The organism is Pseudomonas sp. ML96 (assembly GCF_000761545.1).
GTDB lineage: Bacteria > Pseudomonadota > Gammaproteobacteria > Pseudomonadales > Pseudomonadaceae > Aquipseudomonas.
On sequence record NZ_JPMY01000003.1, the window covers coordinates 259,496 to 278,275 of the forward strand.

Annotated in this window: 18 protein-coding genes; 7 read left to right on the plus strand and 11 right to left on the minus strand. The window is 64.8% G+C overall.

Going from position 1 to position 18,780, the window contains the following annotated elements:
• Window positions 1–5: 5 nt before the first annotated feature.
• The 4 genes from IP89_RS02915 to hemN all read left to right on the plus strand — a co-directional run bounded on the left by IP89_RS02915 (window position 6) and on the right by hemN (window position 4,788).
• Complete coding sequence (locus tag IP89_RS02915; RefSeq protein WP_043307538.1) at window positions 6–2,411, plus strand: heavy metal translocating P-type ATPase; 2,406 nt, start codon at window positions 6–8, stop codon at window positions 2,409–2,411.
• A 40-nt stretch (window positions 2,412–2,451) separates the two neighbouring features.
• Window positions 2,452–2,661 (plus strand): cbb3-type cytochrome oxidase assembly protein CcoS, encoded by a 210-nt coding sequence (gene ccoS, locus IP89_RS02920; RefSeq protein ID WP_043307540.1) that lies wholly within the window; start codon window positions 2,452–2,454, stop codon window positions 2,659–2,661.
• Window positions 2,654–3,337: a sulfite exporter TauE/SafE family protein gene (locus IP89_RS02925; RefSeq protein WP_043307542.1), complete on the plus strand. Its 684-nt coding sequence runs from the start codon at window positions 2,654–2,656 to the stop codon at window positions 3,335–3,337. Before ccoS ends, IP89_RS02925 begins: the two co-directional genes overlap by 8 nt.
• Window positions 3,338–3,405: 68 nt before the next feature.
• Entirely contained in the window at window positions 3,406–4,788 is a 1,383-nt protein-coding gene (hemN, locus tag IP89_RS02930; protein ID WP_043307544.1) for an oxygen-independent coproporphyrinogen III oxidase, read from the plus strand.
• A gap of 18 nt (window positions 4,789–4,806) precedes the next feature.
• Here the strand turns inward: hemN and IP89_RS02935 are convergent, their stop codons facing one another.
• Complete coding sequence (locus IP89_RS02935; RefSeq protein WP_043307546.1) at window positions 4,807–5,241, minus strand: hypothetical protein; 435 nt, start codon at window positions 5,239–5,241, stop codon at window positions 4,807–4,809.
• 172 nt (window positions 5,242–5,413) lie between these two features.
• On the opposite strand from IP89_RS02935, the gene fnr reads away from it, so the two are divergent.
• Window positions 5,414–6,148, plus strand: a complete 735-nt coding sequence (gene fnr, locus IP89_RS02940) for a fumarate/nitrate reduction transcriptional regulator Fnr (RefSeq protein WP_043307547.1) — start codon at window positions 5,414–5,416, stop codon at window positions 6,146–6,148.
• Between the two features lie 11 nt (window positions 6,149–6,159).
• On the plus strand, window positions 6,160–6,708 hold the full coding sequence (locus IP89_RS02945; protein WP_043307549.1) for an adenine phosphoribosyltransferase: 549 nt from the start codon (window positions 6,160–6,162) through the stop codon (window positions 6,706–6,708).
• Between the two features lie 30 nt (window positions 6,709–6,738).
• On the opposite strand, the gene IP89_RS02950 is transcribed toward IP89_RS02945, so the two are convergent.
• The 3 genes from IP89_RS02950 to IP89_RS02960 form a co-directional block, all read right to left on the minus strand.
• Window positions 6,739–7,065 carry a hypothetical protein gene (locus IP89_RS02950; RefSeq protein WP_052080928.1) on the minus strand — a complete coding sequence of 109 codons (327 nt, stop codon included), beginning with the start codon at window positions 7,063–7,065 and terminating at the stop codon, window positions 6,739–6,741.
• A 482-nt stretch (window positions 7,066–7,547) separates the two neighbouring features.
• Window positions 7,548–8,696, minus strand: a complete 1,149-nt coding sequence (locus IP89_RS02955; protein WP_043307552.1) for an acyl-CoA dehydrogenase family protein — start codon at window positions 8,694–8,696, stop codon at window positions 7,548–7,550.
• A gap of 59 nt (window positions 8,697–8,755) precedes the next feature.
• On the minus strand, window positions 8,756–9,337 hold the full coding sequence (locus tag IP89_RS02960; RefSeq protein WP_043307554.1) for a DUF4157 domain-containing protein: 582 nt from the start codon (window positions 9,335–9,337) through the stop codon (window positions 8,756–8,758).
• A 122-nt stretch (window positions 9,338–9,459) separates the two neighbouring features.
• Between IP89_RS02960 and IP89_RS02965 the strand changes: the two genes are divergently transcribed.
• Window positions 9,460–9,855, plus strand: a complete 396-nt coding sequence (locus IP89_RS02965; RefSeq protein ID WP_043307555.1) for a hypothetical protein — start codon at window positions 9,460–9,462, stop codon at window positions 9,853–9,855.
• On the opposite strand, the gene IP89_RS02970 is transcribed toward IP89_RS02965, so the two are convergent.
• From IP89_RS02970 to dnaX, 7 genes are all read right to left on the minus strand, one after another.
• Window positions 9,839–11,032 carry a PepSY domain-containing protein gene (locus IP89_RS02970; protein WP_043307557.1) on the minus strand — a complete coding sequence of 398 codons (1,194 nt, stop codon included), beginning with the start codon at window positions 11,030–11,032 and terminating at the stop codon, window positions 9,839–9,841. The genes IP89_RS02965 and IP89_RS02970 overlap by 17 nt on opposite strands.
• A 65-nt stretch (window positions 11,033–11,097) precedes the next feature.
• Entirely contained in the window at window positions 11,098–13,626 is a 2,529-nt protein-coding gene (locus IP89_RS02975) for a TonB-dependent siderophore receptor (protein WP_052080933.1), read from the minus strand.
• A gap of 110 nt (window positions 13,627–13,736) precedes the next feature.
• The gene (locus IP89_RS02980) at window positions 13,737–14,681 is read right to left on the minus strand and encodes a FecR domain-containing protein (protein ID WP_043307559.1); all 945 of its coding nucleotides are present in this window, start codon (window positions 14,679–14,681) and stop codon (window positions 13,737–13,739) included.
• A 3-nt stretch (window positions 14,682–14,684) separates the two neighbouring features.
• Window positions 14,685–15,197 carry a sigma-70 family RNA polymerase sigma factor gene (locus tag IP89_RS02985; protein WP_043307560.1) on the minus strand — a complete coding sequence of 171 codons (513 nt, stop codon included), beginning with the start codon at window positions 15,195–15,197 and terminating at the stop codon, window positions 14,685–14,687.
• A 100-nt stretch (window positions 15,198–15,297) separates the two neighbouring features.
• Entirely contained in the window at window positions 15,298–15,897 is a 600-nt protein-coding gene (recR, locus tag IP89_RS02990; protein ID WP_043307562.1) for a recombination mediator RecR, read from the minus strand.
• A 171-nt stretch (window positions 15,898–16,068) separates the two neighbouring features.
• On the minus strand, window positions 16,069–16,395 hold the full coding sequence (locus IP89_RS02995; RefSeq protein ID WP_003460931.1) for a YbaB/EbfC family nucleoid-associated protein: 327 nt from the start codon (window positions 16,393–16,395) through the stop codon (window positions 16,069–16,071).
• 24 nt (window positions 16,396–16,419) lie between these two features.
• Window positions 16,420–18,558 (minus strand): DNA polymerase III subunit gamma/tau, encoded by a 2,139-nt coding sequence (gene dnaX, locus IP89_RS03000; protein WP_043307564.1) that lies wholly within the window; start codon window positions 18,556–18,558, stop codon window positions 16,420–16,422.
• Window positions 18,559–18,780 lie beyond the last annotated feature (222 nt).

Here is an 18,780-nt window from a genome sequence, read left to right on the forward strand (position 1 = left end):
CGCGCATGAGCAGCCCTCTTCCCTGCTATCACTGCGGCCTGCCGGTTCCTGCCGGCAGCCGTTTCGAGGCCCGCGTACTCGACGAGACGCGGGCCTTCTGCTGCCCGGGTTGCCAGGCCGTGGCCGAAGCCATCGTGGCTGGCGGCCTGGACGGTTACTACCGCCACCGCAGCGACAACGCGATCAACCCGCAGGCCCTGCCCAAGGCCCTGCCGGACGAGCTGGAGCTATATGATCGCGACGAGGTGCAGCAGGGCTTCGTGCAGCACGAGGGCGAGCTGAGCGAGACACGACTGCTGATCGAAGGCATCAGCTGCGCCGCCTGCGGCTGGCTGATCGAGAAACACCTGCGCAGCCTGCCAGGCATTGCCGAGGCCAGCCTCAACCTGTCCAACCAGCGCCTGCTGGTGCGCTGGTCCGACAGCCAGCTGCCGCTCAGCCAGCTACTCGCCGAGCTGCGTCGCATCGGCTACGCCGGCCACCCCTGGCAGGACGACGAAGCCAGCGCGCGCCTGGCCGAGGAGAACCGCCGCTCGATGCGCCAGATCGGCGTCGCCGGGCTGCTGTGGCTGCAGGTGATGATGGCGACCATGGCCACCTGGCCGGAGGTCAATGTCGACCTCTCGCCGGAGCTGGACATGATCCTGCGCTGGACCAGCCTGTTCCTCACCACGCCCATCGTCTTCTACTGCTGCGGCCAGTTCTTCCGCGGCGCGCTGCGCGACCTGCGCACCCGTCACCTGACCATGGACGTCTCGGTATCCCTGGCCATCGGCGGCGCCTACCTGGCCGGCATCTGGTCGACCATCACCGGCGACGGCGAGCTGTACTTCGACGCCGTCGGAATGTTCGCCCTGTTCCTGCTGGCCGGCCGCTACTTGGAGCGGCGCGCCCGCGAACGCACCGCGGCGGCCACCGCGCAACTGGTCAGCCTGCTGCCACCCTCGTGCCTGCGCCTGGACTCCAGCGGGCAGAGCCAGCGCGTACTGCTGCGCGAGCTGGCGATTGGCGACCATGTACTGGTCCCGCCGGGCGCCCAGCTGCCGGCGGACGGGCGCATCATCGCCGGCCAGTCCAGCGTCGACGAGTCGCTGCTCACCGGTGAATACCTGCCGCTGCCGCGCGCCGAAGGCGACTGCGTCACCGCCGGCACGCTCAACGTCGAAGGCCCGTTGACCGTCGAGGTCCAGGCCCTGGGCGAGAAAACCCGGCTGTCCGCCATCGTCCGCCTGCTCGAACGCGCCCAGGCCGACAAGCCGCGCATGGCCGAACTGGCCGACCGCGTGGCGCAATGGTTCCTGCTGATCGTGCTGGCCTTTGCCGCCGTGGTCGGCCTGGTCTGGTGGCAGATCGACAGCGAGCGCGCGTTCTGGATCGTCCTCGCCCTGCTGGTCGCCACCTGCCCCTGCGCGCTGTCGCTGGCCACGCCGACCGCCCTCACCACCGCCACCGGCAGCCTGCACAAGCTCGGCCTGCTGCTGACCCGTGGTCATGTGCTGGAAGGCCTGAAGCAGATCGACACGGTGATCTTCGACAAGACCGGTACCCTCAGCGAAGGCCGTCTGACCCTGAGCCGCATCGAGACCCTGCGCGAGCTGGACTCTGACGCCTGCCTGGGCCTGGCAGCTGCGCTGGAGCACGGCTCGGAACACCCCATCGCCCGCGCCTTCGGCCACAGCAGCCGTGGCGCCGAACAGCTGGTCAGCGCACCAGGCCAAGGCCTTGAAGGCGTGATCGAGGGGCGCCGCCTGCGCATCGGCCAGCCGGGTTATGTCGCCGCCCTGGCCGGGCGTGACACACCGGCGATTCCTGGCGAGCACGGCCAGTGGCTGCTGCTCGGTGACGAGCGCGGCCCGCTGGCCTGGTTCGTCCTCGACGACCGTCTGCGCGAAGACGCCCCCGAGCTGATCGCCGCCTGCCGCGCCCAGGGCTGGAACATCCTGCTGCTGTCAGGCGACAGTTCGCCCATGGTCGGCGAAGTCGCTCGCCAGCTAGGCATCGAGGATGCCCGCGGCGGCCTCACCCCGGACGCCAAGCTCGCCGTACTCAAGGAGCTGCATGAGAGTGATCGCCGCGTGCTGATGCTCGGCGATGGCGTCAACGACGTGCCGGTGCTGGCCGGCGCCGATATCAGCGTGGCCATGGGCAGCGCCACTGACCTCGCCAAGACCAGTGCCGACGCCGTGCTGCTGTCCAACCGCCTCAGCAGCCTGGTGCAGGCCTTCGCCCTGGCCCGCCGCACCCGCCGGGTGATTGTCGAGAACCTGGCCTGGGCGACTCTGTACAATGGCCTGGTGTTGCCGTTCGCCGCCATCGGCTGGATCACCCCGATGTGGGCTGCGGTCGGCATGTCGGTCAGCTCGTTGCTGGTGGTGCTGAACGCCCTGCGCCTGGCCCGCGTGCAGTCCTGATGCGGCCATTCACCTGCGCCGTGTAAATCCCGGAGCCTCCATGTCCGCCATCTACATTCTCATCCCTATTGCCGTGGCCCTGGTCGGAGTCGCCATCTGGGTCTTCTTCTGGGCAGTGGACAGCGGCCAGTACGATGACCTGGATGGCCCGGCCCACAGCATCCTGTTCGACGACGAAGACCCGCAGCACAAGGCCGGCATCGCCGAGGCAGACAGCGGCGACGACGCCAAGGACGAGCCGCGTGCCTGAGCTGGCACCCCAGCTGCTTTCCGCGCTGATCCTCGGCCTGCTCGGCGGCGGTCACTGCCTGGGCATGTGCGGCGGGCTGATGGGCGCCCTGACCCTGGCCATCCCGCCCGAGCAACGCAACCGCCGTCTGCGCCTGCTGCTGGCCTACAACCTCGGCCGCATCCTCAGCTATGCCGCCGCCGGCCTGCTGATCGGCCTGGCCGGCTGGGCCGTGGCCAGCAGTCCTGCGGCCATGCTCCTGCGGGTGATCGCCGGCCTGTTGCTGATCACCATGGGCCTGTACCTGGCCGGCTGGTGGAGCGGCCTGACCCGCATCGAGGGCCTCGGCCGCCATCTGTGGCGCCATCTGCAGCCGATCGCCAGCCGCCTGATGCCGGTCAGCAGCCTGCCACGTGCCCTGCTGCTCGGCGCGATCTGGGGCTGGCTACCCTGCGGCCTGGTCTACAGCACCCTGCTGTGGGCCTCCAGCCAGGGCTCGCCGGTCGACAGCGGCCTGCTGATGCTGGCCTTCGGTCTCGGCACCTGGCCGGTGCTGCTGGCCACCGGCATGGCCGCCGAACGCATCACCGCCCTGCTGCGCAAGCGTGGCGTGCGTATCGCCGGTGGCCTGCTGGTGATCCTGTTCGGCCTCTGGACCCTGCCCGGGCCGCACCAGCACTGGCTGATGGGCCATTGATACAAATCAAAAGGCTCAACGACGCGACTCCCTAGACTGGCTGCACTGTCCATTCCAGGGATTCTCCAATGCTCGACGCCATCCACTGGGACGCCGACCTGATCCGCCGCCACGACCGGCCAGGCCCGCGCTACACCTCCTACCCCACCGCCGTGCAGTTCCACGGCGAAGTCGGCTCCTTCGACCTGCTGCATGCGCTGCGTGACAGCCGCAAGGCCATGCGCCCGCTGTCGCTCTACGTGCATGTGCCGTTCTGCGCCAACATCTGCTACTACTGCGCCTGCAACAAGGTGATCACCAAGGATCGCGGCCGCGCCCTGCCGTACCTGGAACGCCTGGAGCAGGAAATCGAGCTGATCGCCTGCCACCTCGACAAGGGCCAGGTGGTCGAGCAACTGCACTTCGGCGGCGGCACCCCGACCTTCCTCAGCCACGACGAGCTGCGTCGGCTGATGGAGCACCTGCGCAAACACTTCCACCTGCTGGACGACGATAGCGGCGACTACGGCATCGAGATCGACCCGCGCGAGGCAGACTGGTCGACCATGGGCCTGCTGCGCGAGCTCGGTTTCAACCGCGTCAGCCTCGGCGTGCAGGACCTCGACCCCGAGGTACAGCGCGCGATCAATCGCCTGCAGACCCTGGAGCAGACCCGCGCCATCGTCGACGCGGCGCATGCCCTGCAGTTCCGCTCGGTGAATATCGACCTGATCTACGGCTTGCCGCGGCAAACCCCGGAACGCTTCGCCCGCACGGTGGACGAGGTCATCGCGCTGCAGCCGGATCGCCTGTCGGTGTTCAACTACGCCCACCTGCCCGAGCGTTTCATGCCGCAGCGACGGATCAACGAGAGCGAACTACCCAGCCCGGCGCAGAAGCTGGAAATGCTCCAGCGCAGCATCGAACAGCTCACCAGAGCAGGCTACCGCTACATCGGCATGGACCACTTCGCCCTGCCCGACGACGAGCTGGCCATGGCCCAGGAAGACGGCACCCTGCAGCGCAACTTCCAGGGCTACACCACCCACGGCCACTGCGACCTGATCGGCCTGGGCGTATCGGCCATCAGCCAGGTCGGTGATCTCTACAGCCAGAACAGCAGCGACCTGAACAACTACCAGCAAAGCCTGGGCAACGACCAGTTGCCTACCCAGCGCGGCCTGCAGTGCAACGACGACGACCGTGTCCGCCGCGCCGTGATTCAGGCACTGATCTGCCAGTTCCAGCTGGATTTCGCTGACATCGAGCAGCGTTTTGCCATCGACTTCCGCAGCTACTTCTCGGCCATCTGGCCACAGCTACAGCAACTGGCCCGCGACGGCCTGATCGACCTGCATGAACGTGGCATCGAGGTGAAACCGGCAGGACGCCTGCTGGTGCGCTCGCTGTGCATGCTGTTCGACCACTACCTGGAGCAGCAGAACCAGCAGCGCTTCTCGCGGGTGATCTGAGGGCCTGCCAGTCCTGGCTCAGGCCATGGCCAGGCTGGCCGCTTGCATCCGCTGATCATCGCTCAGGCGCTGATCCTTGAGCGCCTGCACCAGGCCGGCCTGCGCCGTGCTCAGCGCGCCCTGCAGCGAGGCCAGCTCGCTGCGTAGCGCCTCGGCCTTCGCCTGCTGCAGTTGCGGGTCCGCCCCTGATTCCGCCATCAGCGCCTGCAGTTCGGCCTGCTTCTCGGCGATCTGCTGGCGCAGGGCGCGGATCAGCTTGAGGATTTCCTTGATGTTGTCCGGCAGGTTGGCCTCGTCGATATCGTCGTTCTTGGCCGCTGCGCGCACCTTCCCCAGCTCGGACAGGCTCACCCGCAGGCCATCACGCACTTCCTGCTCGCTCGGCACCTCGCCCTCGGCACGAGCGGCTTGGCGCTGCACGCCGAGGGCCAGGCGCTCGCTCAAGCTATTCACGTTTATTTTCAACATGGAGTTCCCCTCGGCGCGTCTCTAGCCTGCATATCGGGCCGCTGCGGGAAAACTTGAGCAATCAGTCAGACCTATACCACCATGGTCACCCTGGCCCACGAGCGGGGCCATGGGTTACCCTTTGTCTTTGTGTGTGATCTGCAGTCAGGGAACTCCGATGTCAGAAACCATCAAGGTACACAGCCCCCATCAAGCCCATTGCAAGGATTGCAGCCTGGCGCCCCTGTGCCTGCCGCTGTCCTTGAACCTGGAGGACATGGACGCGCTGGATCGCATCGTCAAACGCGGCCGCCCGCTGAAGAAGGGCGAATTCCTGTTCCGCCAGGGCGATGCCTTCGACTCGGTGTTCGCCGTGCGCGCCGGCGCCCTGAAGACCTTCACCCTGAGCGATGCGGGCGAGGAGCAGATCACCGGCTTCCACCTGCCCAGCGAGCTGGTCGGCCTGTCCGGCGTCGATACCGAGGTTTACCCGGTGTCGGCCCAGGCGCTGGAAACCACCTCGGTTTGCGAGATTCCCTTCGAACGCCTGGACGAGCTGTCCGTACAGCTGCCACAGCTGCGCCGCCAACTGATGCGGGTGATGAGCCGCGAGATCCGCGACGACCAGCAGATGATGCTGCTGCTCTCCAAGAAGACCGCCGACGAGCGCATCGCCACCTTCCTGGTCAACCTGTCCGCACGCTTCCGCGCCCGTGGTTTCTCGGCGCAGCAGTTCCGTCTGTCCATGTCGCGCAACGAGCTGGGCAACTACCTGGGCCTGGCCGTGGAAACCGTGTCGCGGGTGTTCACCCGCTTCCAGCAAAACGGCCTGATCAATGCCGAAGGCAAGGAAGTGCAAATTCTCGACCCCATCGAGCTGTGCTCGCTGGCCGGCGGCAACCTGGCGGACTGAGGCAGTACCCCATGATTTTCGACGAATTCGACATCAAATCGCTGATCCGCCCGGTGCCGGACTTCCCCAAGCCTGGCGTGGTGTTCCGCGACATCACTCCGCTGTTCCAGTCGCCGCGCGCCCAGCGCCTGGTCGCCGACAGCTTCATCCAGCGCTATGTCGAGGCCGATTTCAGCCACGTCGCCGCCATGGACGCCCGCGGCTTCCTGATCGGCTCGGTGATCGCCTATGAGCTGAACAAGCCACTGATCCTGTTCCGCAAGCAAGGCAAGCTGCCGGCCGACGTCATCGCCGAGAGCTACCAGACCGAATACGGCGAAGCGCTGCTGGAAGTACATGCGGACAGCCTGTGCGAAGGCGACCGCGTGCTGGTCTTCGATGACCTGATCGCCACTGGCGGCACCCTGCTGGCCGCCGCCCGCCTGGTCAGACGCCTCGGCGCCCAGGTGCACGAGGCCGCCGCCATTATCGACCTGCCCGAACTGGGCGGCTCGCAGAAGCTGCAGGACATGGGCATCCCCACCTTCTGCCTGACCGCCTTCGCCCTCGACGAGCGCTGATCTGCGCTCGCCACAGCTGGCAGCTGCGGATTAGCGCAGCTGCTGCAACCTGGATCGGATCAGGGCCGCCTTGTCCTCGCCCTGATTGATCGCCTGGCAAGACTCGTTCAACGACTGCTTCTCCGCGCTACCTGCGGCGTAGAACAGCGCCTCGCAGTCACAGCTCAGCGTCGCCTTCGGCTCGCCGCTCGCCACATCACGCACCTGGGCCACCCAGCAGGCATCACCGCAACCACAGGAGCGGTAGGCCAGGGTTTCGCCGGCGACGGGCCAATCCAGCTCGTACTCGCCGGAGCCGCCTGCGGCGAACGCCAAAGGGGCAAGAAGAAGGATAAAAGCCGAGAAAATCTTTCTCATACGGTGACTCATAACCGGTATTTGAGGGTTAGCCACAGGCACTGCGGCTCACAAGCAGACACTAGGAAGATTGCCATCAGGGGTCTTCCAAACTCGCGTCTCTGCCACTCGCAGTCCATCCAGTTCGAAATGAACCCGGAGCCTTTGACTACACACCAAGCCCCTAACCTGCCGATAGCAATAGTCTTGTTTACATAGATATCCTTGCTGACTCAGCAAATGCATAGCCTCCTGCTCCGTTTTGCCAGTCAACTTCCAAGATGCAACGGCTGCCTCAAACTCGGCGGCACTCTTGTACTGAGGTTCATCGTCAGGCATGCACGCAGCCACATTGAATAGCAATGCCAGCAGCAAGACTCCCTTGCACCGCTCCCAGACTCTCATTAACTCAGCGTCCTTTTAGAACCCAACTCGGCTTATCCAATGAAGCCAGAAGATCAGGCGAAGCTACTGAGCGGCACCCAACCTGTCGAGGGCAGTCGTCACAGTCCCATCTGCTTGCTGATGATCTCGTTCATGATCTCCCGCGAACCGCCGCCGATAGAGAGGATGCGGTTGTCGCGGTACAGGCGCTCCACCAGCGATTCGCGCATGTAGCCCATGCCGCCGAGGAGCTGCACAGCGTCGTAGGTGATGCGGTCGGCCACATCGGTGGCGAAGTTCTTGGCCATGGAGATTTCCTTGATCACGCTCTTGCCGGCAGCCATTTTGGCGGCCTGGCGATAGGTGAACTCGCGCGAGACTTCCAGCTGGGTGGCCATCTCGGCCAGGCGGTGCTTGAGCACCTGGAACTTGCCGATCGGCTTGCCGAAGGCCTCGCGCTCGCGGGCCCAGGCCATGGCTTCCTCCAGCGCCATCTGCGAGGTCATGTTGGCCATCAGCGCCAGGCTCAGGCGTTCACTCTGGAAGTTAGCCATGATGCAGGCAAAGCCCATGTTCTCGGCGCCGATCAGGTTCTCCACTGGCACCTGGCAGTCGTCGAAGAACAGCTCGGCGGTGTCCGAGGCCCACCAGCCCATCTTCTTCAGCGAGCGGCCGACACTGAAGCCGGGCGTACCCTTCTCGATCAGCAGCAGGCTGACGCCGCCAAAACCCTCGCTGCCGGTACGCACGGCCACCGTGTAGTAGTCGGCGCGCACGCCGCTGGTGATGAAGGTCTTGCTGCCACTGACGCGGTAGAAATCGCCATCGCGCACGGCGCGGGTCTTGAGGTTGGCCACGTCCGAGCCGCCGGAGGGCTCGGTCACCGCCAGGGCCATGATCTTCTCGCCGGCCAGCACGGCGGGTACCACACGCTCACGCAGCGCCGGCTTGGCCCACTTGAGCACCGGCGGCAGGCCGATATCCAGCGAACCGAGGCCGGCCACCAGACCACCGGAGCCGGAGCGCATCAGTTCCTCGCTGGCCGCCACCTTGGCGAACAGGTCGCCCTCGTGGCTGCCGCCGTACTGCTCCGGATAGCCGATACCGAGGATGCCGGCGGCGCCAGCCTTACGGTACAGCTCGCAGGGAAACTCCTCGGCCTCCTCCCAGTCCGCCACATGCGGCAGGACCTCGCGCTCGATGAAGCGGCGCACCGAGTCACGGACCAGTTGATGGGATTGGTCGAAGTATTCCTGTAAGGCGGACATGCGGGTGGCTCCCGTTTTTGTTTTCGCCACCCTAACCGAGCGCTTGCTTGGTTTTCAAGTCATGGCGTTTTTGCCGCACGCAATGCCCGCATCACCTGAATCTGCATGTCGTAGGCCGGCTTCTCCACCGACTCGAAGTCGCGGGTGTAGCGCTGGGCAAACACGGTCGAGCCCCACTCGCGATACTGCTTGGCGTGCCACAGTTCGTGGGCCCACAGGGCGATGTCCTGCTCGGCGGCCTCCTGGCTGCGGAACACCACCACATCGACCAAGGTCACCGCCTGGATGTCCGGGTTCTGCAGCATGGCGCTGGCCACGTCCATCTCGTCGAGCGCACCGACGCGGAAGCGAACCGTATCGAGCAAGGCGCTGTCGTAATAGGACGTCAGCTGTGCACGCATCTCCAGTGGCATCGGCTGGGTACCGGCCATCAGGGCGGTATCGCGCGATTGCAGGATCCAGCGTTCGAGCGTCACCGACGCCGAGCCGAGCACCTGGGTACGAACCTGCTCGACATCGGGCACGCAGATACAACTGGTGAAGCAGATTTCCATCTGCCCCACCGGGCAGGCAGCAGAGGCGCCGAGCGGCACGCCCAGGATGGCGAGCAGCGCGGCGCGGCGAAGATAAGCAGGAATCACGAATTTTCCAGGGAGTAGTTCGGGGGGAGCGCTGGGCCGCCATCATGGCAGCGGATGGCGGACGACGCTATGACCGGCGCGGGGGCCGGAATATCCCGAACTCGCTGCCTGGGAGAAAGAAAATGCGCGCCATCTGCATCGCCCTGCTGCTGGTGGGTTGCACCACGCTGAGCTACCAGCCCCAGGCCATCTCCGAACGCGAGGCCTACGCGGTGATCACCGAGGTAGCGGCACAGCAGCCCGCCGCCACCTATCTGGACAGTCGCTACCTGGGCTTTCGCGACAGCGCGGACGACGCCACCGGTACGCCACAGGACATTCGCGAGCGCATCTACTTCAGCTCGCTCGATGGCATCCAGTTGCGCCGCAGCGGCACGGGCTACCTGGTGCGCCTGAGCGGCCCGAGTGGCGACACGCTGCGCGACTTCCACATTGCCGAGCGCCAGCAGGCCGAGCGCTTCGTCGACGCCCTCGCCTACTACCGCGCCAACGCCCCTGCCTTCACCGGACTGAAGTGAGCGCTGCAGCCTCGCCACGTCGCCCGGCAAAGCGCCGTGCACGCTGTTTGCGCCACCAGATGACGATGCCGGTGACGCTGAGCACGGCGATGGCCAGGCCCAGCACGGCGATCAGCACCCGCCCGGGGAAGCCGAGGATGCGCCCGCCGTGGATCGGCAGCTGCAGCTGATAGAAGCGCTCGCCAAGAGTGCCGACACCGGGAATCTCGCGGCCGATCACGCTGCCATCCTGGCCATGCACGAAGACCCAGGCATTGCCTTCGTCGCTAGCGTGGTCGCCGAAGCCGGCGCCGAAGAAGTTGTACTCGAAGCTGTAGTACAGCTCGGTGATCGGTGCGTGCAGGCCAAGGCGATCGCCCTCCTCGCGCGCCAGCCGGTAAGCCTGGCGATAATCCAGCCTCAACTCGCCCAACTCTTCCTTGGGCAGACGCCCACGCGCCTCGTAGGTGCTCAGCGGCACCTCGGAGAACAGCGACACTACCGGTTTGAATACCTCCGCCGGCAGGTTCATCGCCACGCTGCTCACTGCCACCGGCGCCAGCAGCAACCACAGCCACAGGCCGCCGGCGCGATGCACGTCGTGGTTGAGGCGCTGGCGCTTGATCTTCCAGGCCTTGCCCCACTTGCGCCAGAACGGCCGCCCGCGCGGCAGGGTCAGCCACAGCGAGACCAGGCAATCGAGGGTCCAGGCAATGGCGACCAGGCCCATCAGCCAGATGCCCCAGTTGCCCGGCAGGCTGAGGTTGTAGTGGAACTCGAGAGTGAACGGCACCAGGTTCTCCTTCGAGAAGCAGCAGGCGCCCCACTCGCGCTCGCCCAGCACCTTGCCGTCTGCCGGGTCGAGATAGAACACCCGTGGCGCCAGCGGATACGGTTGGCCGGTGGCCGGATCGGTACGCGGCATGGTGGCCAGCAGCGCCGAGTGCCCGGGCTCGTCCGGCTGCTCCAGGTACCAGACCAGGCGCTGCGGGTATTGCGCCTCCAGCTGCTCGATCAGGCTCGGCCCATCCATACGCACCGTGGCGGCATGGTCGGTCTGGTAGAACTGTGGGTTGAGCCATTCGTCCAGCTCGTGATGGAAGGCCAGCACGCTGCCGGTGAGGCCGGCCAGTGCGAGGAATACCGCCGTGGCCAGCCCCAGGTAGCGATGCAGCAGGACCAGAATGTTGCGCGTCATGATTTTCCGTTTCGCAGACAGTAGAAAGCCGCCGCTCCTCGCGAAGCGGCGGCCGTATCAAGGCATCAGAACTCTTGGGTGATGGTCGCCATTACGTTGCGCTCCTCGCCGTAGTAGCAGTAGTTGAGGTTGCCGCACGAAGCCACATAACGCTCGTCGAGCAGGTTATTGGCATTGAGGCGTACCGAGGCCCCGTGCAACCCGACCTGAGCGAGGTCGTAGCTAAGCAACGCGTCCCACAGGGTGTAAGACGGCACGTGTACGGTGTTCTCTGCATCCGCCCAGCTTTTGCCGACATAGCGCACACCGAGACCAGCACCCACGCCAGTGAGAGCACCTTGATTGAAGCGATAGTCGGCCCACAGACTGGCCATATGCTCCGGAGCCTGCGCCGGGGTATTGCCCTTCACATCAGTGACGACCTGACTGATATCGGCACTGAAGTAGCTCTTGCTGTACTCCACGTCGGTGTAGGTATAGCTACCCAGCAGGCGCAGGTTATCCGTTAGCTGTACCCGCCCCTCCAGCTCCACGCCTCGAGACTGAACCTCGCCAACATTGCGGTAGAAGGACTCATTGGCCAACTTGGTCGCTACGTTCTGCTGACGAATGTCGAACAGGGAAAGGGAATACAGATCATCGCTACCGTTGGGCTGGTATTTCAGACCTACCTCCCACTGCTTGCCCTCGGATGGATCGATCAGGCTGCCCGCGGCATCGCTGTATGTGGACGGGTTGAACGACTCGGAATAGCTGATGTAGGGCGCCAGACCATTATCGAAGCGGTACAGCACGCCAGCACGGCCGGTCAGCTTTTGGTCATCTAGGGAATTTTCAGTGCCGCCTGGACGAGCTACCACATAGCCAGGAATGTTCGTATCCCAAGCGAACTCGTCTATACGGTTCTCTTCTGAGACATCAAACCAGTCATTGCGCAGGCCCAGCGAAATGTTCCAATTACCAGCCTCGATGAGATCCTGCACGTAGACACCTGTCTGCTCTTTACGGCGCAGATAGCTGTACAGATCGGTCGGCGGGGTAAAAGCAACAGTGTCATTGCCGTAGGCCGGATTGAACGGATTAAGGTTGCTGGCTGCACCATTGGTCCAATCCACCACTGTCTTCATGCGTTGGTAGTCCAGCCCCATGACCAGGGTATGTGTGGCCGGACCAGTGGCGAACTCTGCCTGCAGCATGTTGTCCACGATCCACGAGTGCAACGCCTCTTCCGCGCCGGTGTAGAGACGGTAGAGCTCGTTAGGATTTGGCGTGTAGATGTCGTAGCCATAGGCATAGATCTGATCAACCGTCATGGTCGAGTCGAGGTAGCGGAAGTTCTGCCGCGCACTCCAAACATCGTTGAAACGATGCTCCAGCTCGTAGCCGACCATTTGCTGCTCACGCGAGGCAGTATCGAAACCGGACTCTCCTTCAAAGAAGTTCTCGTCGATGCGTTTGCCGTTGCTGTGCGGATAGAGCGTTCCGGAAGCAGGCAAGCCTCCGTGGTAACCACCTTGCGGGTCACTTTGCAGATAGGCGTAAAGATTAAGTGCGGTGTCTTCGCTAAAGTTGATGGCCAGGCTCGGCATCAGGGTGTAGCGGGTCTCTTCGGTGTAATCGAACTGGGTATCGCTGTCCTTGGCCAAGCCAACCAGACGGTAGGCAACACTCTCGGTCAGTGGCCCAGTGGAATCGAAGCCAATGCTCTTGTAGTCATGACTACCGGCAGATAGCTGAACTTCGTTCTGCGCATCGAACTGCGCCCGTTTAGTAGTCAGAGCAGCCAAACCACCTGGGTTGCTTCGCCCGTAAAGTACCGAGGAAGGCCCCTTGAGAATGTCGATACGCTCGATGAAATACGGATCAACTTGTAGGCTGCTGTAAGTACCAGCATCCCCCATGGACTTCAGACCATCGACGATGATGTTGTCGACTGAACCGTCATTGAAGCCGCGCATGGCAACATAGTCGTAACGGTGAGTCGCACCGTAGGGGTTGATCAGCACCCCAGGGGCATAGCGCATGGCCTCAGATACGGTCCGGGAACCCTGATCGTCCATCTGATCGCGGGTCACAACGGAAACCGACTGAGAGGTTTGCAGTAGCGGCAGACTGGTCTTGGTCGCCACGCTGCTGTGGGTGGCGTTGTAGCCATCCATGCTGCCCAGCGCGTTGCCCAGGGCAAAACCTTCCACGTTGGTGGTTTCCAGCGACAGGCTAGCGCCCTCGCCCGCCAGGCTCAGCGAGTAGCCGCCGCTGGCGTCCCGCACCACTTGCAGACCGCTACCTTGCAGCAGCTGGGCCAGGCCCTCATCCACCGAATACTGGCCCTGCAGGCCGGTGCTCTGCTTGCCGGCAGTGAGCTGGCCGTCCACGGCAAGGAGAATCTGCGACTCGCTGGCGAACTGGCTCAGGGCGCTCGACAGCGGGCCGGCCGCGATGCTGTAGCTGCGCAGGCTCTGCTCGGTATCCGCGGCATGGGCCACGCCAACCAGCGCCGGCTGCAGGGCCGCCAGCGGCATGGCCAGCACGGCGGCGCGGATGGCACGGCGCAGGGCCTGAGGGGCCGGGCGTTGGATATGAGTGGTAGACATGGAAATCCCCTGGGTCTTGATGAAATGGCGGGCGAAATCGCCCTTTTGCACCTAGAGCCAGGCGAGATAGAAAAAGGGGAACCGCAAATGAAAAATATTTTCGCCTGCACTCAAACCGCAGCTGAGTCGCGTGGCTCGATGCTGATCCACCACGGCAGGCGACGTACCACACGTACCGGCAGACTGGCTTCCAGCGCGGCGTAGATGCGCTCCGGCTCGGCCAGGGGGAAGGCGCCGACCAGGCGCAGATGGGCCACTTGCGGGTCGCAACCCAGGTGGCCGCGCTGGTAGCGCCCCAGCTCGGCGATGAACTCGCCCAGCGGCATGTCGTCAGCCTGCAGGATGCCATGGGCCCAGGCCTGCTGGCCCGGACGTAGCGGCGCCGGCTGACCCACCCTGAGCGCATCGAAGCAGACCTGTTGCCCTGCCGCCAGGGCCTGATGCCGGGTACCGAGGATCTCCAGCGCGCCACGTTCGGCCGAAACCAGATAGCCGTCGTCGCGCTGGCGTACGGCGAAGCGCCCACCCTGCACACGCAGCCGCGCATGCTCGGTTTCCAGCCACAGCGGCCGGTCATCCTCGGCCACATCCACCAGCACTTCGCCGCGGTACAGCGCCAGGCGGCGCAGGCTGGCGCTGAAGTCCACATCCAGGGCGCTATCGGTGTTCAACCACAGACGGCTGCCATCGGCCAGCTGGCTGCCCTGCACCTCGCCCACCGCCGTGCGCTGGTTGGCCTGCCACTGTTGCCAGGGCAAACCACGACCAGCGAAGGCCAGCAAGGTACCGCCACTGATCACGGATAGCACCTTGAGCGCCTGGCGCCGATCCATGCCCCGCGCCTGCAGCGCCGAGCGCGCAGCCTGACGCTGTGGCAGACGTTCGAACTGACTGCTGATCATCTCTACCCGCTGCCAGGCCTGACGATGCTGCGGCTGTGCCTCCAGCCAGAGCTGCCAGGCGAGGCGATCCTGCTCGCTGACGCGTTCGTCACGCAGCCGGGCAAACCATTCGGCGGCCTGCTCCAGCGCACTGAAATCGATGCTCTGGCTCATGCGTCAGTCCTGCGCCAGGGTCAGGCAGTGCAGCATGGCCTGGGCCATGTACTTCTTCACCATGCGCTCGGACACGCCGAGCTTGGCGGCAATCTGCACGTAGGTCAGGCCATCGAGCTGGGCCATGAGGAAGGCATCGCGCACTTTGCTCGGCAGGCGGCGCAACATGGCGTCGATCTGCAGCAGGGTAGCCATAATCAGCTCACGCTCCTCCGGCGACGGCGCGTAATGCTCCGGCTGCAGAGCCAGGGATTCCAGGTAGGCGCGTTCGATAGCCAGACGACGCCAGTGGTTGACCAGCAGGGAATGGGCGATGGTCGACAGGTAAGCACGCGGATCACGCAGCGGGCTGAGGTCGCGTTCCTTGCTCAGCAGACGCAGGAAGGTGTCCTGGGCCAGATCGGCGGCGTTCTGCGCGCAGCCCATGCGTTGCCGCAGCCAGCCGTGCAACCAACCGTGGTGATCCTGATAGAGCTGCTGGAGCGCCTGCTGTTGAGGGGTCGCGCTGACCGCCATGGGAAACATCCGTCATCCACGCCGAAAGAGCGCGAATGGTAATGCTTCTCAAGTTTGAGTTGCCAGCAAAATTAGCGGCGCCGCGTAACCAGGCAGCGAATCAGTGGCCGATCGGCCGCCGCCCGGCTAGGGCATGCGCCAGGGTGCCGCCGTCTACCAACTCCAGCTCACCACCCAGCGGCACGCCGTGGGCGATGCGCGACAGGACGATGCCCTTGTCGCCAAGCATCTGCGCGATGTAGTGGGCGGTTGCCTCACCTTCCACCGTCGGATTGGTGGCGAGGATCACTTCGCCGTACTGGCTGGCGCCGATATGCGCGAGCAGCTCGGGAATGCCAATAGCCTCCGGCCCCAGGCCGTCGAGCGGCGAGAGATGGCCCTTGAGCACGAAGTAGCGCCCGCGGTAGCCGGTCTGCTCCACGGCGAACACGTCCAGCGGCCCTTCCACCACGCACAGCAGCGCATTGTCGCGGCGCGGATCGCTGCACTGCGGGCACAGTTCGTCCTCGCTCAGGGTACGGCAGCGCTTGCAATGCCCTACTCCCTCCATCGCCGCCGCCAGCGCCTGCGACAGACGCATGCCGCCACTGCGGTCACGCTCCAGCAACTGCAGAGCCATGCGCTGCGCAGTCTTTTGCCCCACGCCGGGGAGAAGGCGCAGCGAATCGATCAGTTGGCGGATCAGGGGGCTGAAGCTCATGGGGACTACCGGGTGCTGGCTTTTCTGGAGCCACTGCGGTGTAAGTGCCGTTCAGACGCTGTGCAGAGCAAGGCGCAAGACGGCACGGGCACCGGAGTTTACTGGCCGTAAATGAGGATGCCCGGGCCGGCTTGCAACACAGCTATGTGCAGTGGCTGGGCGGCACGTTTATCAGAAAGGCATTTTGAAGCCGGGGGGGAGCTGCATACCGGCGGTCATGCCGGACATCTTCTCCTGGCTGTTCTGCTCGACCTTGCGCACGGCATCGTTCACCGCGGCGGCGATCAGGTCTTCCAGCACTTCCTTGTCTTCCTGCATCAGGCTGTCGTCCAGGGTGATGCGCTTGACGTCGTGGCGACCGGTCATCACCACGCTCACCAGGCCGGCGCCGGACTGGCCGGTGACTTCGGCGTTGGCCAGCTCTTCCTGCATCTTCTGCATCTTTTCCTGCATCTGCTGCGCCTGCTTCATCAGGCCTGCCATGCCACCTTTCATCATGGTGATGTTCCTCTGCTATGCGACTCAGGGAGTCAGGGGTTCGATGGAGTCGGCGCGGATCGACGCGCCAAACTGTTGAATCATCTGCTGGACCAGCGGGTCGTCATGGATCGACTGCTCTGCCTGACGCTGGCGCTCCGCACGCTTGCGCGAGGCGGCCTGGGCCGGAGTTTCCTGCTCGGGGCGAATCAGCTCGATGCGCAGCTGCAGATTACGCCCCAGGTGCTGGTTCAGCGCCTCGTTCAGGCGGCGCTGCTGGGTGGCATTGAACAGCGCGCTGTGTGCCGGGTCCAGGTGCAAGAGCCAGTCGTCGCCGTTGGCTTCGATCAGGGTGCAGTTGGCGCCGATGCTGCCAGTCATGCCGGACAGGCCCAGGCGCGGGAATAGATCCAGCCATTCGGCAGCCAGGCCAGTGGCCGGCTGTGCGGCCGGTAGTGGCTCGGCCACCACGGCTTCCGGCTGCGCCGGAGCATCAAAGTCGTAGTCGAGGCTGTCGGCATCGGGCTCGTAGTAGTCGTAGTCACCGGGCGGCGGCTCGTCGTCATCATCCGCCTCGGCGCTGGCCGTCGGCGCGCTGTCGACCACCTGCGCCGTCGATTCGCCCAGCGGCAGAGCCATAGGCGCGGCTGGCTGATTTTCGACGATAACGGCCTGCGCCTCGGCCGGCACCGAAGCCGCTGGCAGACGCTCTTCGACCGGAGCAACCGCCGCGCTGGTTTCCCACGGCACATCGACGGCTACGGCCGGCTCGGCAACTGCTTCGACCATCGCGGCCGACTCGGCGGACGGCGCGACGACCACAGGCACAGGAGCAGGCTCGACTGGTGCAGCAGTAACCACCGGAGCTGGAGCTGGAGCTGGAGCTGGAGCTGGAGCTGGAGCTGGAGCTGCGACAGGTTCGGGAGCAGGCGCAGGTTGTGCAACAACCGGAGCAACCGGAGCAACCGGAGCAACCGGAGCAACGATAGCGGCCGGCGCGCCAACAGGGGCAGCGCCGGCCACTGGGGTCTTGTCGGAATCAGCTGTGGCCTTGCTGATCCCCAGATTCTTTAGCGGCGACCTGGGCGCGCCATCGGCATCGGCCGGGCGGAACGCCAGCATGCGCAGCAGCACCATCTCGAAGCCGCCGCGCGGGTCCGGCGCCAGTGGCAGGTCGCGACGGCCGATCAGGCCCATCTGGTAGTAGAACTGCACATCCTCGGCCGGCAACGCCTGGGCCAGAGCCAGGACCTTGTCACGGTCGCCCTGGCCGTTGTCCACGGCTTCCGGCAGCGCCTGAGCGATGGCCACGCGGTGCAGCACGTTGAGCATTTCGGAGAGCACGCCGCTCCAGTCCGGGCCCTGCTCGGCCAGGTGGCGCACCGCTTCCAGTAATGCACGGGCATCGCCTTCCAGCAGCGCATGCAGCACGCCGTAGACCTGGCCGTGGTCGAGCGTACCGAGCATCGAACGCACATCGGTCGCCAGCACCTTGCCCTCACCGAAGGCGATGGCCTGGTCGGTCAGGCTCATGGCGTCGCGCATCGAACCATCGGCGGCGCGGCCGAGCAGCCACAGGGCGTCTTCCTCGAACGGAATGCTTTCGGCAGTCAGTACGTGGGTCAGGTGCTCGACCACCCGCTCCGGCGGCATGTTTTTCAGCGAGAACTGCAGGCAGCGCGAGAGGATGGTGACCGGCAGTTTCTGCGGGTCGGTGGTGGCGAGCAGGAATTTGACATGGGGCGGCGGCTCTTCGAGGGTCTTGAGCAGCGCGTTGAACGAGTGCGTGGAGAGCATGTGCACTTCGTCGATCAGGTAGACCTTGTAACGGCCGCGGGTCGGTGCGTACTGCACGTTCTCCAGCAGCTCGCGGGTGTCCTCGACCTTGGTGCGGCTCGCCGCGTCCACCTCGATCAGGTCGACGAAACGGCCCTCGTCGATCTCCCGGCACACCGAGCACTGGCCACAGGGGCTGGCGCTGATGCCGGTTTCGCAGTTCAGGCACTTGGCGATGATCCGCGCGATGGTGGTCTTGCCCACGCCCCGGGTACCGGTGAACAGGTAGGCGTGGTGCAGGCGCTGGCTATCCAGCGCGTTGATCAGGGCCTTGAGCACATGGGTCTGCCCGACCATCTCGCGGAAGCTGCGCGGGCGCCATTTGCGTGCAAGAACCTGATAACTCATGAAAAACCGTCGCGGCTGGGATAGCGGAAGTGGCTAATCCTAGCGGAGCACCGGGTAAATTGCATCCGCCACGCAGGATGACGCTCGATAGCGGCAAACGACAGGCAAGCGTATACCCCGCATACCATGCAACGGGCTGCGAAGAAGAGAGAATTCAAGGAGATAGATTGGAGGCGGCCCCACCAGCCACACCCCGGCACACGATGTTCCCGCTGTGGCTGC

Coding starts and splice junctions, on each gene's coding strand:
- IP89_RS02995 (WP_003460931.1), bottom strand. CDS start 16,395: ATGATGAAAGGTGGCATGGCAGGCCTGATGAAGCAGGCGCAGCAGATG.
- IP89_RS02950 (WP_052080928.1), bottom strand. CDS start 7,065: ATGAGAAAGATTTTCTCGGCTTTTATCCTTCTTCTTGCCCCTTTGGCG.
- IP89_RS02955 (WP_043307552.1), bottom strand. CDS start 8,696: ATGTCCGCCTTACAGGAATACTTCGACCAATCCCATCAACTGGTCCGT.
- hemN (WP_043307544.1), top strand. CDS start 3,406: ATGCTCGACGCCATCCACTGGGACGCCGACCTGATCCGCCGCCACGAC.
- IP89_RS02975 (WP_052080933.1), bottom strand. CDS start 13,626: ATGTCTACCACTCATATCCAACGCCCGGCCCCTCAGGCCCTGCGCCGT.
- fnr (WP_043307547.1), top strand. CDS start 5,414: ATGTCAGAAACCATCAAGGTACACAGCCCCCATCAAGCCCATTGCAAG.
- IP89_RS02945 (WP_043307549.1), top strand. CDS start 6,160: ATGATTTTCGACGAATTCGACATCAAATCGCTGATCCGCCCGGTGCCG.
- IP89_RS02915 (WP_043307538.1), top strand. CDS start 6: ATGAGCAGCCCTCTTCCCTGCTATCACTGCGGCCTGCCGGTTCCTGCC.
- dnaX (WP_043307564.1), bottom strand. CDS start 18,558: ATGAGTTATCAGGTTCTTGCACGCAAATGGCGCCCGCGCAGCTTCCGC.
- IP89_RS02965 (WP_043307555.1), top strand. CDS start 9,460: ATGCGCGCCATCTGCATCGCCCTGCTGCTGGTGGGTTGCACCACGCTG.
- ccoS (WP_043307540.1), top strand. CDS start 2,452: ATGTCCGCCATCTACATTCTCATCCCTATTGCCGTGGCCCTGGTCGGA.
- IP89_RS02970 (WP_043307557.1), bottom strand. CDS start 11,032: ATGACGCGCAACATTCTGGTCCTGCTGCATCGCTACCTGGGGCTGGCC.
- IP89_RS02980 (WP_043307559.1), bottom strand. CDS start 14,681: ATGAGCCAGAGCATCGATTTCAGTGCGCTGGAGCAGGCCGCCGAATGG.
- recR (WP_043307562.1), bottom strand. CDS start 15,897: ATGAGCTTCAGCCCCCTGATCCGCCAACTGATCGATTCGCTGCGCCTT.
- IP89_RS02985 (WP_043307560.1), bottom strand. CDS start 15,197: ATGGCGGTCAGCGCGACCCCTCAACAGCAGGCGCTCCAGCAGCTCTAT.